Genomic DNA, 22,259 nt, shown 5'->3' with positions numbered 1-22,259 from the left:
CGGTGCGCCCGCGACCTGGGGCAAACGCTTATCCGGCCGCGTCGACGGGCTGCCCGGCCGGTCCGCTCTCCCCCGCCGGGGCGACGACCGTGCCCTGCCAGGTCAGTGCCTTCCAGCCGTCGGCCGGGGAGCCCTCCAGCACGACCACGCCGGTGTTGTCCAGGGGGCGGGCGGCGGCGAAGGGCACGTCGACGTTGTCGGCGCGGGCGGCGGTCCACATGCGGATGGCCGCGCCGTGGCTGACCAGGGCGACGGTGCCGGCGCCGCTGTCCGCGGCCTCGGTGACGACGGCGTCGTACCGGGCCAGCGCCTCGTCGCCGCTCTCCCCGCCCGGTATGCGCCGGGCGGTGTCCCCCACCGCCCACGCGAACACCGTGCGCATGTACAGCTCGCCGCGCTCCGAGTGGCCGGGCAGCATCTCCAGGTCGCCCGCGGACACCTCCCGGATGCCGTCCCGGACGATCACGTCGAGGCCGCGGGCGGCGGCCAGCGGGGCGGCCGTGAGCCGGGTGCGCAGGAGGGTGGAGGCGTAGACGGCCTCGATGTCCTCGCCCGCGAGGGCCTCGGGGAGGGCGGCGGCCTGCCGCTCGCCGAGCTCGGTCAGACCCGGGCCGGGTACGGCGGTGTCCAGCAGGAAGCCGGCGTTGGACGGGGTCTGGCCGTGCCGGATGAGGAGCAGGCGCATGCAGGGGTCCTTCCGCGTCGGGGGCTTCCGGCGGCGGGGCGCTTTGGCGGCCGGGCGGCCCCGGGCGGCCCGGGACGCACCGTACGCCGACAAGAAACGGCCACTTCAGGGTATCCGGACCCACATGAGCCCAGACGTCGACCTCACCGTCCCTCTGCCCGGCCGGCACGCCCTGCGCGACAAGCTGCTCTCCCTGGACTGCCGGCTGTTCGAGGTGGCCGCCGAGCGGCACTGGCCCGGCGCCGAGCGGGTGCTGCCGCGGCTGAGCCGCAGTGCCAACCACGGAGTGCTGTGGTTCGCGACCGCCGCCGCCATGGCCGCCGTCCGCACCCCGCGCGCCCGCCGGGCAGCCGTCCGGGGCCTGGCCTCGCTGAGCCTGGCCTCCCTGACCATCAACACCCTCGGCAAGCGGTCGGTGCGCCGGCCGCGGCCGGTGCTGGATCCGGTGCCGCTGGTGCGGCAGCTGAAGCGGCAGCCGATCACCACGTCCTTCCCGTCGGGTCACTCCGCGTCGGCGGCCGCGTTCGCCGCCGGGGTGGCGCTGGAGTCGCCGGGCTGGGGCGCGGTGGTGGCGCCGGTGGCGTTCTCCGTCGCCATGTCGCGGGTCTACACCGGTGTGCACTTCCCGAGCGACGTCCTCGCGGGTGCCGCTCTCGGTGTGGGCGCCGCGTACGCGGTACGGGGCCTGGTGCCGACCCGGGCGCAGAGCAGCCCGCCGGCCCGGCCCCGTACCGAGGCGCCGGCACTGGAGCAGGGCGAGGGCCTGGTGGTCGTCGCCAACAACGGCTCGGGCACCGCGGACCGGGCCCGCGCGCTGCGGGACGCCCTGCCCGGGGCGGAGGTCGTGGAGTGCGCGCCGGACGAGGTGCGGGCCGAGCTGGAGAAGGCGGCGGCGCGGGCCCGGGTGCTCGGGGTGTGCGGCGGCGACGGCACGGTGAACGCGGCCGCCGGGGTCGCCCTCAGGCACGGTCTGCCGCTCGCGGTGCTGCCGGGCGGCACGCTCAACCACTTCGCCTACGACCTGGGTGTGGAGGACGTGCGGGACCTCGCCGGGGCCGTCCGGCAGGGCGAGGCGGTGCGGGTGGACGTCGGCCGGTTCCGGGCCCGCGACCGCGAGGGTGTCTTCCTCAACACCCTCAGTCTGGGTGTGTACCCGGAGCTGGTGCGTGAGCGGGAGCGCTGGTCGGGCCGGATCGGCGGCTGGTCGGCGGGGGTGCTCGGGGCGCTGCGGGTGCTGCGCGCCGACCGGCACCCGCTGGCGGTGCAGGTCGGCGGCGAGACCCGCCCGCTGTGGCTGCTGTTCGTCGGCAACGGCGTGTACCACCGCAGGGGCCTGGCGCCCGGCCGCCGCGCCGACCTGGCGGACGGGCTGCTGGACGTCCGGGTGGTGCACGGCAGCCGCAGGCCGGCGTTGCGCCTGCTCGCCGCCGCCGCGGCGGGTCCGCTGACCCGCTCCCCGGCGCATGCGGCGGTGCAGGTGGGCCGGCTGCGGCTGGCGGGGGTGGAGCCCGGCACGCCGCTGGCGTACGACGGTGAGGTCACCGAGGTGTCGGGCGAGGTGACGCTGGAGAAGCTGCCCGAGGCGCTGACGGTCTACCGTCCGCTTCCCCAGATCTGACACTCCGTCAGTCCATATGTCAAAACGCGAGTCTCACGATGCGGCCTGTGGGCGTACGGTGATGCCACCGACGACACAGGGGGTACAGCGATGCCGAAGCCGCAGGAGACCGCCGTATACACGCACGGGCACCACGAGTCGGTGCTGCGCTCGCACACCTGGCGGACCGCCGCCAACTCCGCGGCGTACCTGCTCGGTTCGATCAAGCCGCACATGCGGATCCTGGACATCGGCTGCGGCCCGGGGACCATCACCGCCGACCTGGCGGCGCTGGTCCCCGACGGGCACGTCACCGGTGTCGACCACGCGCCGGGCATCCTGGAGCAGGCCCGGGCCACGGCCGCCGGGCGGGGCCTCGCGAACGTCGACTTCGCGGTCGCCGACGTGCACGCCCTCGACTACCCCGACGACACCTTCTGCGTCGTCCACGCCCACCAGGTACTGCAACACGTCGGGGACCCGGTGCAGGCGCTGCGCGAGATGCGCCGGGTCACCAAGCCCGGCGGTTTCGTCGCCGTCCGCGACTCGGACTACTCGGCGATGACCTGGTACCCGTCGGTGCCCGGCCTGGACGACTGGCTCGGGCTGTACCTGCGGGTGGCCCGGGCGAACGGCGGCGAGCCGGACGCCGGGCGCCGGCTGAAGTCCTGGGCGCTGGCCGCCGGGTTCACCGACATCACGGCCACCTCCGCGACCTGGACCTTCGCCACGGCCGAGGAGCGGGCGTGGTGGAGCGGGTTGTGGGCGGACCGCACCGTCGCCTCCTCCTACGCCGACCGCGCCACCGCGGGCGGGCACGCGAGTGCCGAGGAGCTGGCGGAGGTGGCGCGTGCCTGGCGCGCGTGGGGGGAGCGCGAGGACGGCTGGTTCGCCGTTCTGCACGGAGAAATTCTGTGCCGGAAATGGGCCTGATCCACGTATTCCGGGAAACCCGGAACGCAGGAGGTTCACATCATGGTTCCCATCCTGCTGGTACTGCTTCTGGTGCTCATTCTCTTCGGCGCCGGATTCGCGGTGAAGTTGCTCTGGTGGATCGCCCTGGCGGTTCTCGTCGTCTGGCTGCTGGGTTTCCTGCTTCGCGGTACCGCCGCGAGCGGCGGCAGGGGTCGCTGGTACAGGTGGTGAACTGACCCCGGGGGCGCCGTCACTCCCGGGGCAGCAGAGGCCCGAGCGGCCCGAGGTCCAGATTCAGGTCCTCGGGCCGCAGCCCGTAGCGGTCGCGCAGTTCGGCCATCCGGTCCTCCAGGAGCATCAGGGTGAGCCCGATCCGCTCCTCCTGCTCCTCGGTGAGGTCACCCACGTCGAAGCGGCGCAGGGCCTGCCGTTCCATCAGCTGCCGCAGCAGTTCCACGACGGTCAGGACGAGTTTCACCAGGTCGCGCTCGACGGTGTCGGGCTCCAGGTCCAGATGGTTGCGCGGCCGGCGCGGGGTCGTCATGACAGCTCCTCGAACGGTGACGGAACCTGCGCGTTCACCGAGCTGATCAGCGCGTTCAGGTCGATGCGGACGAGATCGACGTCCGCGATGCGCAGCGTGACGTCCCCCGTGATCACCACCCCGCCGGCCAGCAGCCGGTCCAGCAGGTCCACCAGGGCGACCTCGCGGCGTTCGATGACGGTCACGTGCCTTCCCCACCCTCTCGCTCGGCGTCCGCCCCGGTCTCGGCGGCGAAGGAGTACGGGGCCCAGGGACCGGTGAGTTCCACACGCAACCCGGGTGTTTCATCTTTCGCCTGGTCCACGATTTCCACGAATTCCTCGGAATACGCACGCGGCACGAGATAGGCCGCGTTGAGCACATTCCGCCCCGAAGCCCCGGAAAGCGCGGGATTCTGCGGGGCGTGCAGCCGGGAATCCTCGGCCCATTCGGAAAGCGCCCCGTGCAGTAGCTCCGCGAACGTCTCCGCTTTCTGCCACATGTCCTCGTGCGACCGGGTCTGCGCGCGCCGCTGCCGCAGGTAGTCACGGCCCGAGGCGGGTTTGGGCGCGGGCTCCTCCGGCTGGGCCGGCGCGAGGTCGGCGTACACCTTCACCCCCCATTCCACCCGGCCCTCCAGCCGGTCCAGGGTGCGCCGGAACTCCGCCTCCCGGGTCTCCATCATCGTCCGTACGCCGCTGTCGTCCCGGAAGACGGTGGCCAGGCGCAGCGGCAGCGGGGTGGTGACGGTGGTGAGCGCGTCGATCACGCCCTGGTGGGCGCGAGCGGTCGCGGTCAGCCAGTCCATGTCCTCCAGGCGGGCGCGCAGGGCGTCCTCGGCGAAGTCGGCCTCGGGGACCGTACTGACGACCGCGACCAGTCCGTGGTGGTGCAGCAGTGCGGGCGGGGCGCCCCCGACGCCCGTCAACTGGGACTGGAGGGGCGCGCCGAGAGGGCGGCAGACGGCGTACACGTACCGCAGTCCGGTCATCGTTCCTCCTTCGGCACGCGGCTCGGCTCCAGTTCCTCCAGACGCGCCAGCCGTTCGCGCAACTCGCTGTTCTCACGCGCGAGTTGGTCACGGCGGGCGCTGGAGGAGAGAGCGGGGTCGCTCTCCCACCAGTCGATGCCCATCTCCTTCGCCTTGTCGACGGAGCAGACGATGAGCCGTAGTTTCACGGTGAGCAGTTCGATGTCGAGCAGATTGATCCTGATGTCCCCCGCGATGACGACACCCTTGTCGAGTACGCGCTCGAGGATGTCGGCGAGGTTGGATCCCCCGCCCTGGCCATAGGGCTCGGGGAGCCGACTGGGCGTCGTCATCGACGGCTCCCGCCCTCCGCGTACTCAGGCTCCTCTTCTTCCTCTTCGGCCTCCGCGCCTTCTTCCTGGCCTTCCTCGCCTTCCTCGTACTCGCCCTCGGGCTCGTACTCGCCCTCCTCCTCGGCCTCGTACGGCTCCTCTTCCTCCTCTTCCTCCTCTTCCTCGCCTTCCGCGCCCTCCTGGCCGTAAGGCTCCTCCTCGCCCTCCTCGGCCTCCTCGGCCTCGTACGGCTCCTCGGCGCCCTCCTCGCCCTCCTCGGGCTCCTCCGCGGACTCGGCCTCGGACTCCTCCTCGGCCACGGCGTCCTCGTGGCTGCGGACGACCTCGCCGTCACGGATCTCGCCGCGCCAGCCGTCCTCCGCCTCGCCCTTGAGGGTGATGTAGCGGTCGAAGTTCTTGAAGTCGAGGCGCACCCGGCGGCCCGCGGCCCGCCAGATGTTCGCGGTCTTCTCGAAGAGGCCGCTGGGGTAGTACTCCATGACCAGCAGGATCCGGGTGAGGTTGTCGTCGAGCCGGTGGAAGCTGACGACGCCCTTGTTGGTGCCCTTGGCACCCTCCGACGTCCACTGGATCTTGTAGTCGGGGATCTGCTCGATCGTGTGGGCCTTCCAGCTGCGGTTGGACCACCAGATCTTGCCCTGCCAGTCGGAGTTCGTGTCGTCCGCACGGTTGGCGCTCTTCACGCCCTTGGCGAAGGTGCTGAAGTCCTGGTATTGGGTCCACTGGTCGTAGGCGGTGCGCACCGGCACGCCGACGTCGATGGACTCGACGATGACGATGGGCTTGTTGCCGCCGCCCTTGCGCTTGCCCTTGCCACCGCCGAACAGGCCCTTCACCTTGCCCATGACGTTCTCCTTGATTCTGGAGCCGCCGAGCTCCAGCGCCGAGCGCAGCGGGCCCTTGCCCTCGGCGAGCTTGCGGCCGCCTTCCAGGGCCAGCTTGGCGAAGCCCGGGCTGTTGCCCTCGGCGATGTCATTGAGCTTGACCGTGGTCTCGCCGAGCTTGCGTCCGACGCCGGACAGCATGCGCTGGGCCTGAGCCGCCAGGTATTCCTGGACCTCTGCCTTGAGGCGGTCGGCGGCCTCGCTGTGCGCCAGGTCGGTCAGGGGATTGCCCTTCGCCGCGTCGGTGGCGCCGCCCGCCGCCTTGCCGGCCGCGGACGTCGCGGATCCGAGTGTCTCGGTCATCCTTCATCGCCGCCCTTCGACTGCCGGGGACGGGTGGTACCGCCGGCCGCAGCCGTCTTCTTCGCGGCCGTCTTCCGCGCCGCGCCCTGGGTGTTCTTCGCCGTCTTCTTGGCGGGGGCCGTCCTTGACGGAGCCTTCTTCGCCACCGCCTTCTTCGCTGGGGCCGCCTTCTTGGCCGGCGCCTTCTTCGCCGGGGCCGCCTTCTTGGCCGGCGCCTTCCCGGCCGCCCGCTTCCCGGGCGCCGGGGCCTCGTCCTCGGCCTCCGCGTCCGCGTCCTCCTGCCCGTCCTCCGGCTCCTCGCGCTCCTCCGGCTCCTCGTACGCCTCCTCGGCGTCCCCCGAGTCCTCGGACCCGGCGTCGGGCACCACGCCCGACAGCCGGTCGCGCACCTGGGCCGTGCGGCCGTGCAGCCGGTCGGCGAGGGCGTTCATCTGCCGCTCGGCCATCGCGCCCGACGCGGCCTTGCCGACGCCCCGCAGTTCCCCGCGCAGCTGGTCGCCGATCTCCTTGAACTGCGGGTTGTTCTTCAGCTGCTGGTTCACCAGGTCGCCGATCGCCCGCGGGCTCAGGTTCAGCTTCTTCCCGGCCACCAGGGAGCCGACCGCGAGGGCCATCTTCATCTTCTTGGTACGTCCGAGGACGTATCCGGCCCCTATCGCGAGGCCCAGTGCCGTTCGGTTCATCGTCACGTCCAGTTGCCCGTCGTCTCGCCGGAGCCCATCCCGTGCTCCAGCCGGTCGAGGAGTTCGTCCTCGCGCCGGTCGAACTCCTCCTCGGTGATCTCGCCCGCCTCCATCTGCTGCTCGAGGCGGGCGAGTTCGGCCCGTACGGTGGAGGGGTCGTAGTAGATCCGCTCCGCCTCGTGGAGCACCTGTTCGATCACCCATGCGCTGCCGCGCACCGGCGCGAACGGCAGCAGCAGCACTTCACCGATCAGTCCCATCCGCTACTCCCTCCGCTGCACGCGGGGTGCTACTCCGCTCCCGCGTCCGCGCCGGCCGTGGTGCCCGCGGGCTCGGCGGGGCCGGGCTCGACGAAGCTGTACGGCGGCAGCGGCCCGTTGACGCGCAGTTCGACGTGGGCGAGGGACTGACGGGCGCGTTCCACGGCGGCCAGGAAGTCCTCGGCGGTGCCGCGGTCCACCAGGAACGACACGTTGACCAGCCAGCCCGTGGACTCCGGGCCCACGCTCACCGCGTCGGTGACCGGCGCCAGCAGCCGCTGCACCTCGCCGGCGTCTTCGGCCTCCTTGGCCTTGACCGCGGCGGCCACCATCTCACCGAGACGAATCTTGTCGTCGTAACTGCCGCCGCCTGACGTGCGGTTGGCCTCGGCGAGCGCCCGCAGCTCCGGGCTCTCGGCCATCACACGGTGCAGGACGGCCTCTTCCACGTGCGAGGCCTTGACGTTGTACTCGACCTTGCCGTCCAGTGCCTGGAGGCGCTCCTTGTAGTGCGTGGCGCGTTCGGCGAGCACCCCGGTGACCGTGGCGTCGTCCGGGGCGACGCTGCCGAACCGCATGGGCAGCACACTGCCGGCCGCGCCCGCCTCGGCGAGCACGTTCTGGTGCGCGAGCAGGTCGCGGCGCTTGGGGCGCAGCCCCTCGGGGGACTCGCTGACGATCGCGGCGAGGTCACCCTCCTTGAGGATCCGCACAGGCATCGGGGGCTCACCGACGCCGCCCATGCCGTCGGGGAGCGCGGGGTGGGAGCTCGCGGTGATGGCGTAGACGTAGGTGCTCACTCCTGCTCCTCCTTCCGGCGGGCGGCCGTGGTCTTGCGGGGCCGCGGCCTGGACTCGGACTCGCCCTCACCCTCTCCGCGCGCCTGCTTGAACGCGCCGGAGATGGTCTCGGCGGCGCCGGACAGCGCCCCCTTGGACTTGCCGCGGGCGCCGGACTCGGTGAGCTCACCGACCATGTCGGGCAGCCCCGGGCTCTTGCGGGGGCCGGCCTCGAGGTCGAGCCGGTTGCACGCCTCGGCGAAGCGCAGGTAGGTGTCGACGCTGGCGACGACTACTCGTACGTCGATCTTGAGGATCTCGATGCCGACCAGGGAGACCCGTACGAACGCGTCGATGACGAGTCCCCGGTCGAGGACGAGTTCCAGTACGTCGTAGAGGCCGCTGCTGCCGCCTCCGCCGCCGGACTGCTGTGCCGGGACTACGGTCATGCCGACCGCGCCTCCTTGTCTGTTGTGATGGTGTGCGGACGTTCCGGGCGGGCCGCGGCCTACCGGCCGCGGGCGTCGGCCCGCCCGCGTTCGTAGCGGCGGACGCGCCGGTAGCCGGTGAGCTGGCCCTCCGGGTCGAGCTCGACCTGGTAACTGGCCATCAGGCTCATCGTGTCGGGAACCCTGGCGAGTTCCAGGACCTCCACCTCCAACGCCCAGCCGTCCTCGGTCTGTTCGAAGGACGAGACCTGCTCGGGGACGAGTCCGGTGAGCTCCGCGAGCTGGGCGCGCGCCTGGCGCAGCACCTCCATCGGGTTCGGCCGGTGTCCGTCCGCCGTGTACTGGTCGGTGTCCTCCTGCGGCTCCTGTGAGTTCTGGGATTCCTGCGATTCGCGGGTTTTCTGGGTTTTCTGTGAACCCTGCGAATCCGGTGTGTTCTTTGTGTTCGACATGGCCACCTCTTCCCTCCGTGTGGCCGGAAGGGCGTTGGCCAAACATCGAAGCGGGCATGCGTCGTCCGCGCGGGCCGTCAGGCCTGCACGGACGCGGTATGTGCATCAGCCACGTAGTGTGTCGAGCCGGCGCCGGGCCGGTCCCAGCGCGCGTCCGCGGCCGAGCAGGCCCGCCCAGGGACCGGTGCGGGCCTGTTCGACGGCGTCCTCGACGGTCCAGCGGCGCGGGCCGAGGCCGGGGTCGTCGAGCTGGTCCCAGGAGACGGGGACGGCGACCGGGGCGCCGGGCCGCGCGCGGACGGTGAAGGGCGCGACGGCGGTCTGGGCGTAGGCGTTGCGCTGAATGTCCAGGTAGAGCCGCTCGCCGCGGTCCTGCTTGCGGGCGGCGGTGGTGAGCCGGTCGGGGTGTTCTGCGGCCAGCAGCTCGGCGACGTCCCGGGCGAAGGCACGGACCTCGTCGAAGTCGTGCCGGCCGTCGAGGGGCACGACGAGGTGCAGTCCGCGCGAGCCGGTGGTCATCGGCGCCGAGGGCAGCCGCAGCTCGTCCAGGAGGCCGCGCAGCAGGCGCGCCGCCTCCCGTACGGCCGCGAAGTCGGCGTCCGTGTCGCCCGGGGGGTCGAGGTCGAGGACCAGCCGGTCCGGGTGGTCGATGCCGTGGCCGCGGTCGGTCCGGGAGAGCCACCGGTGCAGGGTGAGGCAGGCCTGGTCGGCGAGGAAGACCAGGGTGGCGGTGTCCTCGCAGACCACGTGCGTGACCGTGCCGTCCTCCTTGCCGACCTCGGCCCGGGCGATCCAGTCCGGGTAGTGGTCCGGGGTGTTCTTCTGCATGAACCTCGGGCCGTCGAGGCCGTCCGGGTACCGCTCCAGCATCAGCGGGCGGCCGCGCAGGTGCGGCAGCATGAACGGCGCGACGGACCGGTAGTAGTCGACAAGGTCGCCCTTGGTGTACTCCTTCGCGCCGCTCCCGCCGGGGAAGAGCACTTTGCCGGCCCGGTGCACCTCGACCGTGCGGCGGCCCGCCCGTACCGTCCGCACGTCGTCGGTCATCGCACGACCGCCTCCTCGACCAGCAGCCGCCCGGCCGCGGCGATCGCCGCCGCGTCGATGCCCGCGGCGTGCAACTGCTCGTCGGGCGCGGCCGAGCCCGGCATGGTGCGCACGGCGAGCCGGACCAGCCGGGGCACGGGCCTGCCGTCGGTGAAGGCGTCGAGGACGGCGTCGCCGAGGCCGCCCTCCTCGTGGTGGTCCTCGACGGTGAGCAGGCAGCCGGTCTCCTCGGCGGCCAGCCTGAGCGTCTCCCGGTCCACGGGCTTGACCGAGTACAGGTCGACGACGCGGACCCGGATGCCCTCCTCCTGGAGGGCGTCGGCGGCGGCCAGCGCCTCGGGCACGGTCACCCCGGCCGCGACCACGGTCAGCCGGTCCTCGCCGGAGGAGCGCAGCACCTTGCTGCCGCCGACGGGGAAACGCTCCTCGGGGCCGTAGATCACCGGGGTCTCGCCGCGGGAGGTGCGCAGGTAGCGGATGCCGTCCAGGTCGGCCATGGCCGCGACCAGCTGGGCGGTCTGGTTGGCGTCGCACGGGTACAGCACGGTCGAGCCGTACACCGACCGGAACATCGCCAGGTCCTCCAGGCCCATCTGCGAGGGCCCGTCGGGGCCGATCGCGACGCCCGCGTGGGAGCCGACGAGGTTGATGCCCGCGCCGCTGATCGAGGCCATGCGCACGAAGTCGTGGGCGCGGGTGAGGAAGGCGGCGAAGGTCGCGGCGTAGGGCACGTGGCCGCGTACGGCCATGCCGACGGCCGAGGCGACGAGCTGCTGCTCGGCGATGTAGCACTCGAAGAACCGGTCGGGGTGCTCCTTGGCGAACTGCTCGGTGCGGGTGGAGTCGCCGACCTCGCCGTCCAGCGCGACGACGTCCCCGCGGGCGGTGCCGAGCGCCGCGAGGGCCTCGCCGAACGCGTTGCGGGTGGCCACCTTCCCGCCCTTGTCGTACCGGGGGAGCTCCAGCGGGCCGTCGTGCACGGCGTGCAGCAGGCGGGCGGCCTGCGGCTCCTGCACGCGGACGGTGAGGTCGCGCGGCCCGCCGAGTTCGGCGATCGCCTCCTCCGCCTCCGGCAGCGGCTTGCCGTGCAGGCCCTCGCGGTCCTCGACGGCGGCGACGCCCTTGCCCTTGAGGGTGCGGGCGAGGATCACGGTCGGCTGTCCGGTCGTCGAGGCCGCCTCGCCGTAGGCGCGGTCGACGGCGTCCACGTCGTGGCCGTCCACCTCCACGGTGTGCCAGCCGAACGCCTGGAAGCGGCGGGCGTAGGCGTCGAGGTCGTGGCCGTGCCGGGTGGGGCCGCGCTGGCCGAGGCGGTTGACGTCCACGATCGCCGTCAGGTTGTCGAGGTGCTCGTACGCGGCGTGCTCGGCGGCCTCCCAGATGGAGCCCTCGGCGAGTTCGCTGTCGCCGCACAGCACCCACACCCGGTAGCCGGTGCGGTCCAGGCGCTTGCCGGCCAGCGCGATGCCGACGCCGACCGGCAGGCCCTGGCCGAGCGAGCCGGTGGCCGTCTCCACCCACGGCAGCCGCCGCGGGGTGGGATGGCCCTCCAGCCTGCTGCCGAGCTTGCGGAAGGTCGCCAGTTCGCCGTCCTCGATCGCGCCGGCCGCCTTGTAGACGGCGTACATCAGCGGTGAGGCGTGCCCCTTGGAGAGTACGAAGCGGTCGTTGCCGGGGTGGTCGGGGCGCTCGAAGTCGTAGCGGAGGTGGCGGGCGAACAGCACCGCCATCAGGTCCGCGGCGGACATCGAGGACGTCGGATGCCCTGATCCCGCGGCCGCGGCGGCCCGCACGCTGTCCACGCGCAGCTGCTGCCCGAGTTCGACGAGTTCGGCGCTGTTCATGAGTCTCCTTCCGACGGGATGTCGGGGCGCTTGACGGGGCCCGGGGCGGGATGGTCGCCCGGGGGCCGGGAGCCGGGCTGGTCCTTGGCGGGTTCGCCGCCCGGCTGGTTCTTCGCGGGTTCGCCACCCGGCTGCGTCCTCGTGGGTTCCTCGCGCGCCTGGTTCTTGCCCGGTTCCTCGCCGGTGTCCGCGGGCAGGGCCGCGCCCGGTCCGGTGCCGGCCGGCTGCTCGCGTCCGCCGGGTACGCGCGCCAGTTCCGGGGAGGCCGTGTCCAGCGGCACGGACCAGGAGCGTACGAGGCCCAACTGGACGCCCTGGCGCGGCAGTACGGCGTCCAGGAGCCAGTCGGCGGCGACCCGGACGCGGTTGCCGGGCATCGCGGCCAGATGGTAGCCGCGGGTGACGGCACCGGCGGGCGGACCGGACAGCGATACGCCGAGCGGGTTGGCGGCGGCCTTGACGCCGCCCAGGTCGACGACGAAGCCCATGTCGCGGTGGCGGTAGGGGCGGCGCTCGCCGAGGCCGAGCGACGCGGCCACGTTGTGCGCGGCGGTCTTGCCGTGCCGCCAGGCGTGCTGGGCCGTCATCGGCGTGTACTTCCCCGGGTTGCCGAGGTCGGGCACGGCGGCCGCGTCACCGCACGCGAACACCTCGGACCTGCCCGGGACCTGGAGGTACGGGTCGACGAGGATGCGTCCCCGTTCCAGGGGCTGCCCGGTGCTCTCCACGAGCGGGTCGGGCCGGACGCCGACGCACCAGACGAGGCTGCGGGTCTCGACGAACTCGCCGTCGGTGAGCAGGACGCCGTCGTGGGTGGCCTCCTTCACGGAGGTGCCCATCCGCACGTCGACACCGCGTTCACGCAGTACACGGTCGGCTGTATGCGAAAGACGCTCGTCCATCTCCGGCAGTACGCGCGGCGCGATGTCCAGCAGCATCCAGCGGGGCCGCATGCCCAGCCGCCGCGGCTGCCGGCGTGCCAGCCGGTCGGTGTACATCTGCATGTGCGCGGCCACTTCGGTGCCGGTGTACCCGGCGCCGACCACCACGAAGGTGCACCGGGCGGCGCAGCTCTTGGGGTCGTCGGACCCGGCCGCGAGCTCCACCTGCCGGGTGACGTGGTCGCGCAGGTACAGCGCCTCGGGCAGGCCGCGGAAGCCGTGCGCGTGCTCGGCGACGCCGGGGATGGGCAGCAGTTTGTTGACGCTGCCGACGGCCAGGACGAGACGGTCGTAGGACAGGGTGCCGGTGCCGCCCTCGGGGTCGGTGTAGTGCACGGTGCGCCCGTCCATGTCGATGCCGTCGGCCTCGCCGAGGACCGGGCGCACGCCGGGCAGGGTGCCGGAGAGGGAGACGGCGACCCGGCGGGGTTCCAGGATTCCGGCGGAGACCTGGGGCAGCAGGGGCAGGTACAGGAAGTAGTCGGTCGGGTTCAGCAGGGTGATGTGGGCGCGGTGCCGGGTCAGCCTGGACAGGGTGCGGGCGGCCCGGTAGCCGGCGAAGCCGGCGCCGACGATCACTATGCGGGGTCGACTCACGGTACGCCTCCGGCGGTGTGGCTCGTCCGAGGCCTACCGCGTCCCCCTGGTCAGGGCCGCCAAACGCCCCGGCGGCGGAGCGTTTCGGCCCGACCCCGTGCGGTTACCCGGGGCGCGATCCCACCCGACCCCGTCCCAGCAGACACGGCCGACCGTGTCGCGGAGGTACCCCCCATGCCTGAATACGGCTATTTCCTGTCGACCGAGGAACACGGTCCCGCCGAGCTCGTGGAGCAGGCGCGCATGGCCGAACAGGCCGGGTTCCAGGCGCTGTGGATCTCGGACCACTACCACCCGTGGAACGGCGCCCAGGGGCAGAGCCCGTTCGTCTGGTCGGTCATCGGGGCGCTGTCGGAGGCGGTGTCGCTGCCGATCGAGACGGCGGTGACCTGCCCCACCGTGCGGATCCACCCGGCGGTGGTGGCGCAGGCCGCGGCGACCAGCGCGGTGATGACGGGCGGGCGCTTCCGGCTCGGCGTCGGCACCGGCGAAGCCCTCAACGAGCACATCCTCGGCGACGCCTGGCCGCCGCTGCACATCCGGCTGGAGATGCTCGAGGAGGCCGTCCAGGTCATGCGCCGGCTGTTCACCGGCGAGGAGGTCAACCACCACGGCACGCACTACACCGTGGAGAACGCCCGCCTCTACACCGTCCCCGACGAACCGGTCCCGATCGACATCTCCGGCTTTGGCCCCAAGGCAACCCAGCTCGCGGCCCGGGTGGGCGACGGGTACATCACGATGATGCCGGAGGAGGAGATGGTCACCCAGTTCCGCAAGGGCGGCGGGGGCAGCACCAAGCTGGTCAGCGGCGGTACGAAGGTCTGCTACGGCACCGACCGCGACGAGGCCGTCCGCCGGGTCCGCGAACTGTGGGCCAACGAGCTGCTGCCCGGCGAGATGGGCCAGATCCTGCCCACCCCCCGCCACTTCGAGCAGTTGCAGCCGCTGATCACCGAGGACAAGGTCCGCGAGAGCCGGGTGTGCGGCGACGACGTCGACGAACACGTCTCCGCCCTGGCCGCGTTCGCCGACGCCGGGTTCGACCGGGTGTACGTCAACCAGATCGGCCCCGACCAGCGCGGCTTCTTCGACTTCTACCGTACGAAGGTGCTGCCGCAGCTGACGGGGCGGTGACGGGTACGGGACGGAGCCTGTGCGGAACGGAGCCGGTCAGGCCCGGTGGTGCGGGCCCCCGGGGTCGGTGTCGCCGGGACGCGGGGGCTCCGGCTCACGCATGCCCGGTGCCGGCGCGCCCGGTGCGTGGGGCGGCATCGGCGGGTACGGCATGCCGAGGCCGCCGGGCGGTGCGACGGGCGGGGTGCCGCCGACCGCGTGACCGGGAGCCGCCGCGTGGTCCGCGTGCTTCGGGCGGGCCGCGCCGCGCAGCGCGTAGGCGGCGACGCCCAGGATCGCGGCGGTGATCAGCGCGGCCGCCCAGCCGGGCAGGCCGATGGCGAGGGCCAGGCCCAGGGCCAGGGCGAGCGCGCCGCCCGCGTACAGGGCGACGGCGCCGGACGCCGCGTACAGCATGGCCGTGCGGCGCTGCTTGCGGCTCTGCTCACGCAGCTCGTCGCGCACGGTTTCGCGCGCCACCTGCGCCAGCTCGTCGACCAGCTCCTTGTCCAGATGCTCCAAATGATCCAAGCGGTCCATACCTGACGGATACCCGCACATACGTACGGATAACGCGGTCCGGAACGCCGCCGCACCGGCGCGTGACCGGACGCCCGCCGGGTACCCGCCCGGCTCGCACGCCTCTGCCAGGTCTGTCAGGAGGAAGAGCCGAGGATGACCGCCGAACGCACCGATGTCGTGGAACTGCTCAAGGAACAGCACGCCCAGATCCGGCACCTGTTCGACGAGGTGGCGCATACGAAAGGCGAGGAGCGGAAGCAGAACTTCCATGACCTCGTCCGTCTCCTCGCGGTGCACGAGACCGCCGAGGAGGAAGTCGTCCATCCCTTCGCCCGCCGGCACCTCGACGGCGGGGAGCAGGTCGTGAGGGACCGGATCGCGGAGGAGGAGAAGGCCAAGCAGGTCCTCTCCGCCCTGGACGACATCGATCCCGACTCGCCGGAGTTCCTCGACCGGTTCGCGGCGCTGCGCCAGGACGTGCTGGCGCACGCCGAGAACGAGGAACGGCACGAGTTCGCGCAGTTCGACCGCGTCGCCGACCGCGGCAGGCTGGAAACCCTGGCCCGCGCGGTGCGGGCGGCCGAGGCCCTCGCACCGACCCGGCCGCACCCGGGCACCGACACCGCCCTGAAGAACGCGGTGGTGGGTCCCGTCGCGGCCGTGATCGACCGCACCCGGGACGTCGTGCGCAAGGCCATGGACTGACCCGGTCGCACCCGGTACGTCGTTGTCGTGCGGCCGGGCGGAGGGGATCGGGTGAAGCGATCTCCTCCCCCGGCCGCCGCCAACTAGGCTCGCCCCCATGGAGATTCAGGGCGCCGCACTGCGCATCTACGTCGACGACCTCGAAACCGCGATCCCCTTCTACGAGCGCCTGACCGGCGGCCGGGCGATGAGTTTCGCCCGCGGCGGGGTGCAGGTCGCCGCCGTCGGCTCGTTCCTGCTGATGAGCGGCCCGGAGGCGGAACTGGAGGTGCTGCGCAAGGTGACCGCGACCATCGCCGTGAAGGACGTCGAGGAGGCGTACCAGGTTCTCACCGGCCTCGGCGCCCGGATCATCGCCGGCCCGGTCGCGACACCGGTGGGCCACAACCTGATCGCGATGCATCCGGACGGAGCCGTGTTCGAGTACGTGGACCAGGCGGGCTGAGCCGCGCCGCGAGCCCGCCGGGCCGAAATTCCGCGTGGGACGCGCCGCTCACGGCATACAGTCGACGGTCGGCGCGGATCGTATGCACAGATCGCATACACGCAACGTGTACACGAAGGGACACCACGGCGGATGAGCGAGCAGCACACCTACCGGGTCATCGTCCGGGGCACCTGGGACGGGCTGACCGAGGAGTCGCGGGCGCGGCTGCTGGCGGAGGCCGCCGACCACGGGATGACGAGCATGCGGTTCACCGAGGAGGGCTCGCTGTCGTACGAGCCGTCGCCGTTGAAGCACTTCTCCATGCGGTACGTGGTGGTCTCGGACGCGGCGGACGGTGAGGAGATGGCGGCGGCGATCGCCGAGGACCGGGCGGAGACCGCGCTGCGCGGTCTCGGCCACGGCTTCACCGGTCTCAGGTCGACCGTCACGGACCTCGACACCATGAAGGTCAACTTCAAGCCCGCATCTCGGCGGTGATCGCCCACCGTTCGTGGTCCCGCCAGGCGCCGTCGATGTAGATCATGTTCGGTGAGAAGCCCTCCAGGCGGAAGCCGGCGCCACGGGCGAGGGCGATGGACGCGGTGTTGCCGGGCTGCGCGTTGATCTCCAGCCGGTGCAGCCGCATCGGCCCGAACGCGTGGCCCACCACCAGGTCGAGGCCCTCGCGCATCAGCCCGCGCCCGGCGGCGTGGGCGAACACACCGTAGCCGAGGGCGCCGCACTGGAAGCCGCCGCCGACGATGTTGTTGATGTTGATGAAGCCGGCGATGGCCCCGTCGTCCTTCTCGCAGACCAGGAATCCGGCCTTCGTGGGGTCCTCGATCAGCCGCCCCGCGTAGACCTCGTACGCCTCTTCGGTGGTCGGCGGGAACAGCCACGGCTGGTGCAGGTCCTTGCTCTCCCGGGCGCGGGCGGAGAACTCCGGAGCGTCCTCGTAGGTGAAGTGGCGTATCGCCACGCGGGGGCCTTCGGCGAGGTATCGGGACACGGCATGGGGCATCCCGTCAGCCTACGACGCCCGCGGCCCGGCGTCTCGTGGACACGGGGAGCCCGCGCGCGGGTCAGCGCAGCGCGGGTTCGTCGAGCGTCAACGTGCCCGCGTCCGCGTCGAGTTCCGCGGCCAGCCCGAACGGGATCGTCAGCGCCCCCTCGCAGTGGCCGAATCCGAACTCCTCCACGACGGGGATCCCGCCGAGGGTGCCGAGGCGGTCGGCGAGCAGGGCGCGCACCCCGTCGTAGGCGTCGCACTGTTCCCAGGAGCCGAGCAGCACCCCGTGCACCCCGTCGAGCCAGCCGGCGCGCAGCAGCTGGGTGAGGTAGCGGTCGAGGCGGTACGTCTCCTCGCCCACGTCCTCCAGGCACAGCAGTCCCCCGCGCGCTGAGGGCCGGGCGTGCGGGGCGCCGCGCTCCGCGGCGAGCAGGCACAGGCAGCCGCCGAGGGTGACGCCCCGGGCCCGGCCGGGGACCAGGGCGCGGCCGCCGGAGCGGATCGTGCGAACGGTCTCCGGGGCGAAGAGGGTGGCTCTCAGGTGCTCCTGTGCGCGGGTGTTCTTGAGGAAGTCGATGCCGGCCGCCATCGGGCCGTGCAGTGTGGCGAGCCCCAGCCGGGTGGCGAAGGCCTCGTGCAGGGCGGTGATGTCGCTGAAGCCGACGAACACCTTGGGTCCGGCCGCCCGCATGGCCTCCCAGTCGAGCAGATCGGCGATGCGCTGGACTCCGTATCCGCCGCGGGCGCACAGCACGGCGTCCACGGCCGGGTCGCACCAGGCGTTCTGAAGGTCGGCGGCGCGGTCCGCGTCCGTGCCCGCCAGGTAGCCGAATTCCGGGTGCCGGTCGAGGACGTGCGGCGCGAGAACGGGGTCGAGGTCCCAGCCGCGCAGCACGTCCAGCCCGGCCTGGAGCCGTTCCTCGGGCACCGTGCCGCTGGGGGCGACGACGGCCACCCGGGCGCCGGGTGCGAGGCGGGTGGGGCGGGCCAGCTGCTTCATGTGTGGAGCTCCAGGGTGGGGACGCCGGCCGGGTGCAGGCCGAACACCTGAGCGTACAGAGACAGCTCCGCCTCCAGCGCCCTGACCAGCGTCTGAGCCCGTCTGAAGCCGTGCCCCTCGCCGTCGAAGGCGAGGTAGGCGTGGGGTACGCCGCGTCCTCGGATCCGGGCGAGGAGGCGTTCGCACTGGGCGGGCGGGCAGATGACGTCGTCCAGGCCCTGGAGCAGCAGGAAGGGCGCGGTGATCTTGTCGGCGTGTTCGGCCGGCGAGCGTTCGGCGTACCGTCCGGGCACCTCGGCGAGCGGTCCGACCAGGGTCTCCAGGTAGCGCGACTCGAAGTCGTGGGTCTCCCCCGATGCCCAGGTCGTGAGGTCGAGGACGGGGTAGACGATGGTGCCGCAGGCGTAGACGCCGGTGGTGGTCAGGGAGGCGGCGGCGGTCCAGCCGCCCGCGCTGCCGCCCCGGATCGCGAGCCGGTCGCGGTCGGCGGTGCCCTCGTCGGCGAGGGCGAGGGCGACGGCCGCGCAGTCCTCGACGTCGACGACGCCCCACTGCTCGCGCAGCCGGTCCCGGTACGCGCGGCCGTACCCGGTCGAGCCGCCGTAGTCGACCTCTGCGACGCCGATGCCGCGTGAGGTGAAGTAGGCGATGCTCAGGTCGAGCACGAGCGGTGCCCGGCTGGTGGGGCCGCCGTGCGCCCAGACGACGTACGGCGGCAGCTCACCGCCGGGCGCGACGCAGCCGGGGTGGTGGGGCGGGTAGATGTGGGCGTGCACCTCGCGGCCGTCCGGACCGGTGAAGGTGCGGATCTGCGGTTCGGGGTAGTGGGCGGGGTCCACGGGGTCGCTGTGCGGGGCGCCGATCACCCGGGCGTGGCCGGTCCGGGCGTCCAGTTCGACGACTTCGTAGGCGCTGCGCGGGCTGGCTCCGACGGCCGTCACCCGGTCCCCGTGGACCGCGAGGGTGGGCGCGAACTCGGTCCAGGGGCCGGCCGCGTCGACGACCTCACCGGTCTCGGGATCCAGTATCCCGAGCGCGGTCGACCCGCGACCGTGGACGACGGCGATCAGCCCGCTCTCCAGCGGCGCGAACCAGCGCTGCCCGAGCCGCCACAGCGGGCCGGCGAACTCCTCCTCGCGGGGGCACAACGGAACGCCGTCGCGGTACAGGTTCCACCAGCCGCTGCGGTCGCTCGCATACAGTAGACCGCCGTCCGTCGACCATTCGCACTGCGCGACGGACTCCTGCGGGCCCCCGGCCACCGCGCGTACGGTGTGCAGCGTGCCGTCGGTGCCGACCTCGGCGCGCATCAGCTCCGTGCCGTCCCACGGCATCCGCGGATGGTCCCAGGCCACCCAGGCGGCGTGCCCTCCGTCGGGGGACAGCCGCGGCCCGGTCACGAACCGGTGCTGTTCGCCGGTGAGTTCACGGATCGCGTTCCGGTCCGAGGCGGCGGAACCGTCGAGCGGCACGGCGGCGAGGACGCGGCGCACGTCGCCGGGCCCCTCCCCGGTGAACTCCTCCAGCACGCACCAGACTTCGCCCCGCTCCAGCAGAAGCTGCGGCTCGGCCCACCGCAGTCCGCCGCCCACCGGCGACACCGGGGTCAGCGGGCGCGGCTCGGTGCCGGGTGCGTACCGGTAGAGCCGCTGGTCGGCGAAGTGGGTGAACACCACGAGGGGTTGTCCGTCCTCGACCGCCCCGGCCCACGGCTGTCCACCGTATTCGATCACCCGGCTGCGGACGTTCCACGGCGCGGGCAGCACCGACTCCTCGGTGCCGCCCGCCCGTCTCCCACCACCGCCCTTCCAAGGAGGCACTTCGTGCCCCACCTCTTCATTGCGCCGTCTCATGAGCGTGCGGCGGCCGCCCTCGCCCGGCCGGGGCTCCGTCCACCACGTCTCGTCACCGACACGGCCGACCCAGTCGGGCTGCCCGTCGTGCGCGGCGGCCAGTGCCGCGTCGATGGGCGAGGGCCAGGAACCATAGGCAAGGGTCCGCACAGCGTCTCCGATCGCCTAGGCCGACCGCAGGAAGCGGTCGAGGACGCGGACGCCGAAGTGGAGCGCGTCGACGGGGACCCGCTCGTCGACGCCGTGGAACAGCGCCTGGTAGTCGAGGTCCTCGGGGAGCTTGAGCGGGGCGAATCCGTAGCCGGTGATGCCCAGCCGTGAGAACTGCTTGGCGTCCGTGCCGCCGGACATGCAGTACGGCACCACGTGCCCGTCGGGTGCGAACTCCTCGACGGCGGCCCGCATCCGGGCGTATGTCGGGGAGTCCAGCGGCGCCTGGAGGGCGACTTCGCGGTGGTGGAACTCCCAGTCCACGTCCGGCCCGGTGAGCCGGTCGAGGGTGGCGCGGAACTCGTCCTCGCCGCCGAACAGATACCGGCCGTCGACGTAGGCGACCGCCTCGCCCGGAATGACGTTGACCTTGTAACCGGCTTCCAGCAGCGTCGGGTTGGCGCTGTTGCGGACGGTGGCCTCCACGAGCTTCGCGGCCGGGCCGAGCTTCTCCAGCAGCCGGTCCACGTCGTGCAGATCCGCGTCGATGCCGTACAGGGCGGCGAGTTCGGTGAGGGCGGCGCCTACGGTGGGGGTCATCCGCAGCGGCCATTCGTGCTCGCCGATCCGGGCGACGGCGGCGGCGAGCCGGGTCACCGCGTTCTCCCCGTTGACCTTGGAGCCGTGTCCGGCGCGGCCCCGCGCGGTGAGCTTCAGCCAGGCGGTGCCGCGCTCTCCGGCGGCGATGGGGTACAGCTCCCGTCCGCCGCCGTCGTGGAAGGTGAACGCGCCCGACTCGCCGACGGCCTCCGTACAGCCCTCGAACAGGCCGGGGTGCCGGTCGGCGAGGAACCCGGCGCCGTCCTCGGCGCTGGCCTCCTCGTCGGCGGTGAAGGCCACCACGAGGTCCCGCCGGGGGCGTACGCCCTCCCGGGCCCAGGAGCGCAGCACGGCGAGGATCATCGCGTCCATGTTCTTCATGTCGACGGCTCCGCGCCCCCACACGACTCCGTCGCGGACCTCGCCGGAGAAGGGGTGGACGCTCCAGTCGCGGGCCTCAGCGGGCACCACGTCCAGGTGACCGTGCACGAGCAGCGCGTCGGCGGACGGGTCGGTGCCCTCGATCCGGGCGACGACGTTGGTACGCCCGGGGGTCCGTTCCAGCAGCACCGGCTCCAGCCCGGCCCCGGCGAGCTGTTCGGCCGCGTACTCGGCGGCCGGGCGTTCCCGGCAGTCGCCGCCGCCCCGGTTGGTGGTGTCGATCCGGATCAGGTCGGAGGTGAACCGGACGACCTCGTCCAGTGCCCGTTCGTCAGCCATACTGCTCCTCCACCGCGGCCGAGACGATCGTGGTGACCGCCTTGAAGGTACGGATGCCCTCGTACATGGTGTCGCTGGTGTACGCCACCTTCCGCTCCCCGATCCGGTCGACGCCCGGCACGACGGTAGCGGCCTGGGCGAGGTGCTCGGCGTCGAACTCCAGGGTGAGCGTGAACGGGCCGCCGCGCACCGGCGTGTGACGGACTGCCAGTGAGGCCGCCTCCTTCGCGGCGGCGCGGATGTCCGCGGCGGTCCTGGCGGGTGTGCGGCACACGGCGGCGTACCGCGACACATGGTCCTTGACGGCGACCTTGAGCGCCTCGGGGGCGTACCCGAGCGCGTCCTCGCAGGCCACGTCGTCGCCGGTCACGAGGACGACGGGTACCCCGAACTCGGCGACGACGTGCGCGTTGAGCAGGCCCTCGCTGGCCCGCTCGCCGTTCAGCCACACCCCGGTGACGGAGTTGGCCAGGTAGGTGTGCGCGAGGACGCCCTCCATGCCGGCGCCCGCGTGGTAGCCGACGAACGCGATGCCGTCGACGTCGCCGTGCTGCACGCCTTCGACCATGGACAGCGACTTGTGCCGCCCGGTGAGCATCTGCACCCGCTCGTCGAGGTGTTCGAGGAGCAGGTTGCGCATGGTCCAGTGGGCCTCGTTGACAAGTACGTGCTCTGCCCCGCCGTCGAAGAAGCCGAGCGCGGCGGCGGCCACGTCCGAGGTGAACATCGCGCGGCAGCGTTCCCACTGCGGTGTCCCCGGCAGGACGTCGGCCGGCCAGGTGACCCCCGTGGCGCCTTCCATGTCGGCACTGATGAGGATCTTCATACGACGTCACGCTACGCGTCGGAGAACCTCCGGGCCAGGACCGGGCACG

Annotated in this window: 27 protein-coding genes; 7 read left to right on the top strand and 20 right to left on the bottom strand. The window is 72.6% G+C overall.

Features of this window, described 5'->3' with window-relative positions:
* Positions 1-28: 28 nt before the first annotated feature.
* Positions 29-685, bottom strand: a complete 657-nt coding sequence (locus tag ACFY01_RS25955; RefSeq protein ID WP_390738124.1) for a histidine phosphatase family protein — start codon at positions 683-685, stop codon at positions 29-31.
* 124 nt (positions 686-809) lie between these two features.
* On the opposite strand from ACFY01_RS25955, the gene ACFY01_RS25950 reads away from it, so the two are divergent.
* The 3 genes from ACFY01_RS25950 to ACFY01_RS25940 all read left to right on the top strand — a co-directional run bounded on the left by ACFY01_RS25950 (position 810) and on the right by ACFY01_RS25940 (position 3,428).
* Entirely contained in the window at positions 810-2,303 is a 1,494-nt protein-coding gene (locus tag ACFY01_RS25950; RefSeq protein ID WP_390738123.1) for a bifunctional phosphatase PAP2/diacylglycerol kinase family protein, read from the top strand.
* 90 nt (positions 2,304-2,393) lie between these two features.
* Positions 2,394-3,215, top strand: a complete 822-nt coding sequence (locus ACFY01_RS25945; RefSeq protein ID WP_390738122.1) for a class I SAM-dependent methyltransferase — start codon at positions 2,394-2,396, stop codon at positions 3,213-3,215.
* A 42-nt stretch (positions 3,216-3,257) separates the two neighbouring features.
* Positions 3,258-3,428 (top strand): hydrophobic protein, encoded by a 171-nt coding sequence (locus ACFY01_RS25940; RefSeq protein ID WP_390738121.1) that lies wholly within the window; start codon positions 3,258-3,260, stop codon positions 3,426-3,428.
* Between the two features lie 19 nt (positions 3,429-3,447).
* Here ACFY01_RS25940 and ACFY01_RS25935 read toward each other — a convergent pair whose 3' ends face one another.
* From ACFY01_RS25935 to ACFY01_RS25875, 13 genes are all read right to left on the bottom strand, one after another.
* Positions 3,448-3,741 carry a gas vesicle protein K gene (locus ACFY01_RS25935; RefSeq protein WP_361439276.1) on the bottom strand — a complete coding sequence of 98 codons (294 nt, stop codon included), beginning with the start codon at positions 3,739-3,741 and terminating at the stop codon, positions 3,448-3,450.
* Complete coding sequence (locus ACFY01_RS25930; RefSeq protein ID WP_361439278.1) at positions 3,738-3,926, bottom strand: gas vesicle protein; 189 nt, start codon at positions 3,924-3,926, stop codon at positions 3,738-3,740. Before ACFY01_RS25930 ends, ACFY01_RS25935 begins: the two co-directional genes overlap by 4 nt.
* Positions 3,923-4,711, bottom strand: coding sequence for a GvpL/GvpF family gas vesicle protein (locus ACFY01_RS25925; RefSeq protein WP_390738120.1), 789 nt, complete (start codon positions 4,709-4,711; stop codon positions 3,923-3,925). The genes ACFY01_RS25930 and ACFY01_RS25925 overlap by 4 nt, the downstream gene beginning before the upstream one ends.
* Complete coding sequence (locus ACFY01_RS25920; protein WP_390738119.1) at positions 4,708-5,043, bottom strand: gas vesicle protein; 336 nt, start codon at positions 5,041-5,043, stop codon at positions 4,708-4,710. The genes ACFY01_RS25925 and ACFY01_RS25920 overlap by 4 nt, the downstream gene beginning before the upstream one ends.
* Positions 5,040-6,230: an SRPBCC family protein gene (locus ACFY01_RS25915; protein ID WP_390738118.1), complete on the bottom strand. Its 1,191-nt coding sequence runs from the start codon at positions 6,228-6,230 to the stop codon at positions 5,040-5,042. Before ACFY01_RS25915 ends, ACFY01_RS25920 begins: the two co-directional genes overlap by 4 nt.
* The gene (locus ACFY01_RS25910; protein WP_390738117.1) at positions 6,227-6,913 is read right to left on the bottom strand and encodes a DNA primase; all 687 of its coding nucleotides are present in this window, start codon (positions 6,911-6,913) and stop codon (positions 6,227-6,229) included. The genes ACFY01_RS25915 and ACFY01_RS25910 overlap by 4 nt, the downstream gene beginning before the upstream one ends.
* Before the next feature lie 2 nt (positions 6,914-6,915).
* On the bottom strand, positions 6,916-7,173 hold the full coding sequence (locus ACFY01_RS25905; RefSeq protein WP_390738116.1) for a gas vesicle protein GvpG: 258 nt from the start codon (positions 7,171-7,173) through the stop codon (positions 6,916-6,918).
* Positions 7,174-7,202: 29 nt separating this feature from the next.
* Positions 7,203-7,973, bottom strand: a complete 771-nt coding sequence (locus ACFY01_RS25900) for a GvpL/GvpF family gas vesicle protein (RefSeq protein ID WP_390738115.1) — start codon at positions 7,971-7,973, stop codon at positions 7,203-7,205.
* A complete protein-coding gene (locus tag ACFY01_RS25895) occupies positions 7,970-8,401 on the bottom strand; it encodes a gas vesicle structural protein GvpA (RefSeq protein WP_390738114.1) in 432 nt (143 codons plus the stop codon). The genes ACFY01_RS25900 and ACFY01_RS25895 overlap by 4 nt, the downstream gene beginning before the upstream one ends.
* A 59-nt stretch (positions 8,402-8,460) precedes the next feature.
* Complete coding sequence (locus tag ACFY01_RS25890) at positions 8,461-8,853, bottom strand: gas vesicle protein (protein ID WP_390738113.1); 393 nt, start codon at positions 8,851-8,853, stop codon at positions 8,461-8,463.
* Between the two features lie 105 nt (positions 8,854-8,958).
* Complete coding sequence (ligD, locus tag ACFY01_RS25885; protein WP_390738112.1) at positions 8,959-9,900, bottom strand: non-homologous end-joining DNA ligase; 942 nt, start codon at positions 9,898-9,900, stop codon at positions 8,959-8,961.
* Entirely contained in the window at positions 9,897-11,744 is a 1,848-nt protein-coding gene (locus ACFY01_RS25880) for a transketolase (protein WP_390738111.1), read from the bottom strand. The genes ligD and ACFY01_RS25880 overlap by 4 nt, the downstream gene beginning before the upstream one ends.
* Positions 11,741-13,282 carry an FAD-dependent oxidoreductase gene (locus tag ACFY01_RS25875; protein ID WP_390738110.1) on the bottom strand — a complete coding sequence of 514 codons (1,542 nt, stop codon included), beginning with the start codon at positions 13,280-13,282 and terminating at the stop codon, positions 11,741-11,743. Before ACFY01_RS25875 ends, ACFY01_RS25880 begins: the two co-directional genes overlap by 4 nt.
* A gap of 174 nt (positions 13,283-13,456) precedes the next feature.
* Between ACFY01_RS25875 and ACFY01_RS25870 the strand changes: the two genes are divergently transcribed.
* Positions 13,457-14,419 carry an LLM class F420-dependent oxidoreductase gene (locus ACFY01_RS25870; RefSeq protein ID WP_390738109.1) on the top strand — a complete coding sequence of 321 codons (963 nt, stop codon included), beginning with the start codon at positions 13,457-13,459 and terminating at the stop codon, positions 14,417-14,419.
* Positions 14,420-14,455: 36 nt separating this feature from the next.
* On the opposite strand, the gene ACFY01_RS25865 is transcribed toward ACFY01_RS25870, so the two are convergent.
* Positions 14,456-14,938: a phage holin family protein gene (locus ACFY01_RS25865; protein ID WP_390738108.1), complete on the bottom strand. Its 483-nt coding sequence runs from the start codon at positions 14,936-14,938 to the stop codon at positions 14,456-14,458.
* Between the two features lie 135 nt (positions 14,939-15,073).
* Here ACFY01_RS25865 and ACFY01_RS25860 point away from each other — a divergent pair, with 135 nt between their 5' ends.
* From ACFY01_RS25860 to ACFY01_RS25850, 3 genes are all read left to right on the top strand, one after another.
* Positions 15,074-15,625 (top strand): hemerythrin domain-containing protein, encoded by a 552-nt coding sequence (locus ACFY01_RS25860; RefSeq protein ID WP_390738107.1) that lies wholly within the window; start codon positions 15,074-15,076, stop codon positions 15,623-15,625.
* Between the two features lie 97 nt (positions 15,626-15,722).
* Positions 15,723-16,070, top strand: coding sequence for a VOC family protein (locus ACFY01_RS25855; RefSeq protein ID WP_390738106.1), 348 nt, complete (start codon positions 15,723-15,725; stop codon positions 16,068-16,070).
* A 132-nt stretch (positions 16,071-16,202) separates the two neighbouring features.
* Positions 16,203-16,550, top strand: a complete 348-nt coding sequence (locus ACFY01_RS25850) for a DUF6204 family protein (RefSeq protein WP_390738105.1) — start codon at positions 16,203-16,205, stop codon at positions 16,548-16,550.
* On the opposite strand, the gene ACFY01_RS25845 is transcribed toward ACFY01_RS25850, so the two are convergent.
* From ACFY01_RS25845 to ACFY01_RS25825, 5 genes are all read right to left on the bottom strand, one after another.
* Positions 16,528-17,073, bottom strand: coding sequence for a GNAT family N-acetyltransferase (locus tag ACFY01_RS25845; protein ID WP_390738104.1), 546 nt, complete (start codon positions 17,071-17,073; stop codon positions 16,528-16,530). The genes ACFY01_RS25850 and ACFY01_RS25845 overlap by 23 nt on opposite strands.
* A gap of 61 nt (positions 17,074-17,134) precedes the next feature.
* Positions 17,135-18,061 (bottom strand): LD-carboxypeptidase, encoded by a 927-nt coding sequence (locus ACFY01_RS25840; RefSeq protein ID WP_390738103.1) that lies wholly within the window; start codon positions 18,059-18,061, stop codon positions 17,135-17,137.
* Positions 18,058-20,064 carry a prolyl oligopeptidase family serine peptidase gene (locus ACFY01_RS25835; protein WP_390738102.1) on the bottom strand — a complete coding sequence of 669 codons (2,007 nt, stop codon included), beginning with the start codon at positions 20,062-20,064 and terminating at the stop codon, positions 18,058-18,060. The genes ACFY01_RS25840 and ACFY01_RS25835 overlap by 4 nt, the downstream gene beginning before the upstream one ends.
* A gap of 15 nt (positions 20,065-20,079) precedes the next feature.
* Entirely contained in the window at positions 20,080-21,384 is a 1,305-nt protein-coding gene (locus ACFY01_RS25830) for a M20/M25/M40 family metallo-hydrolase (RefSeq protein WP_390738101.1), read from the bottom strand.
* The gene (locus ACFY01_RS25825) at positions 21,377-22,210 is read right to left on the bottom strand and encodes a M55 family metallopeptidase (RefSeq protein WP_390738100.1); all 834 of its coding nucleotides are present in this window, start codon (positions 22,208-22,210) and stop codon (positions 21,377-21,379) included. The genes ACFY01_RS25830 and ACFY01_RS25825 overlap by 8 nt, the downstream gene beginning before the upstream one ends.
* Positions 22,211-22,259: the final 49 nt, after the last annotated feature.

The organism is Streptomyces sp. NPDC001480, assembly GCF_042894725.1.
In the GTDB taxonomy this organism is placed as follows: domain Bacteria; phylum Actinomycetota; class Actinomycetes; order Streptomycetales; family Streptomycetaceae; genus Streptomyces.
Note: the sequence above shows the minus strand (reverse complement) of the source record. Positions and strands in the feature narration are given on the sequence as shown.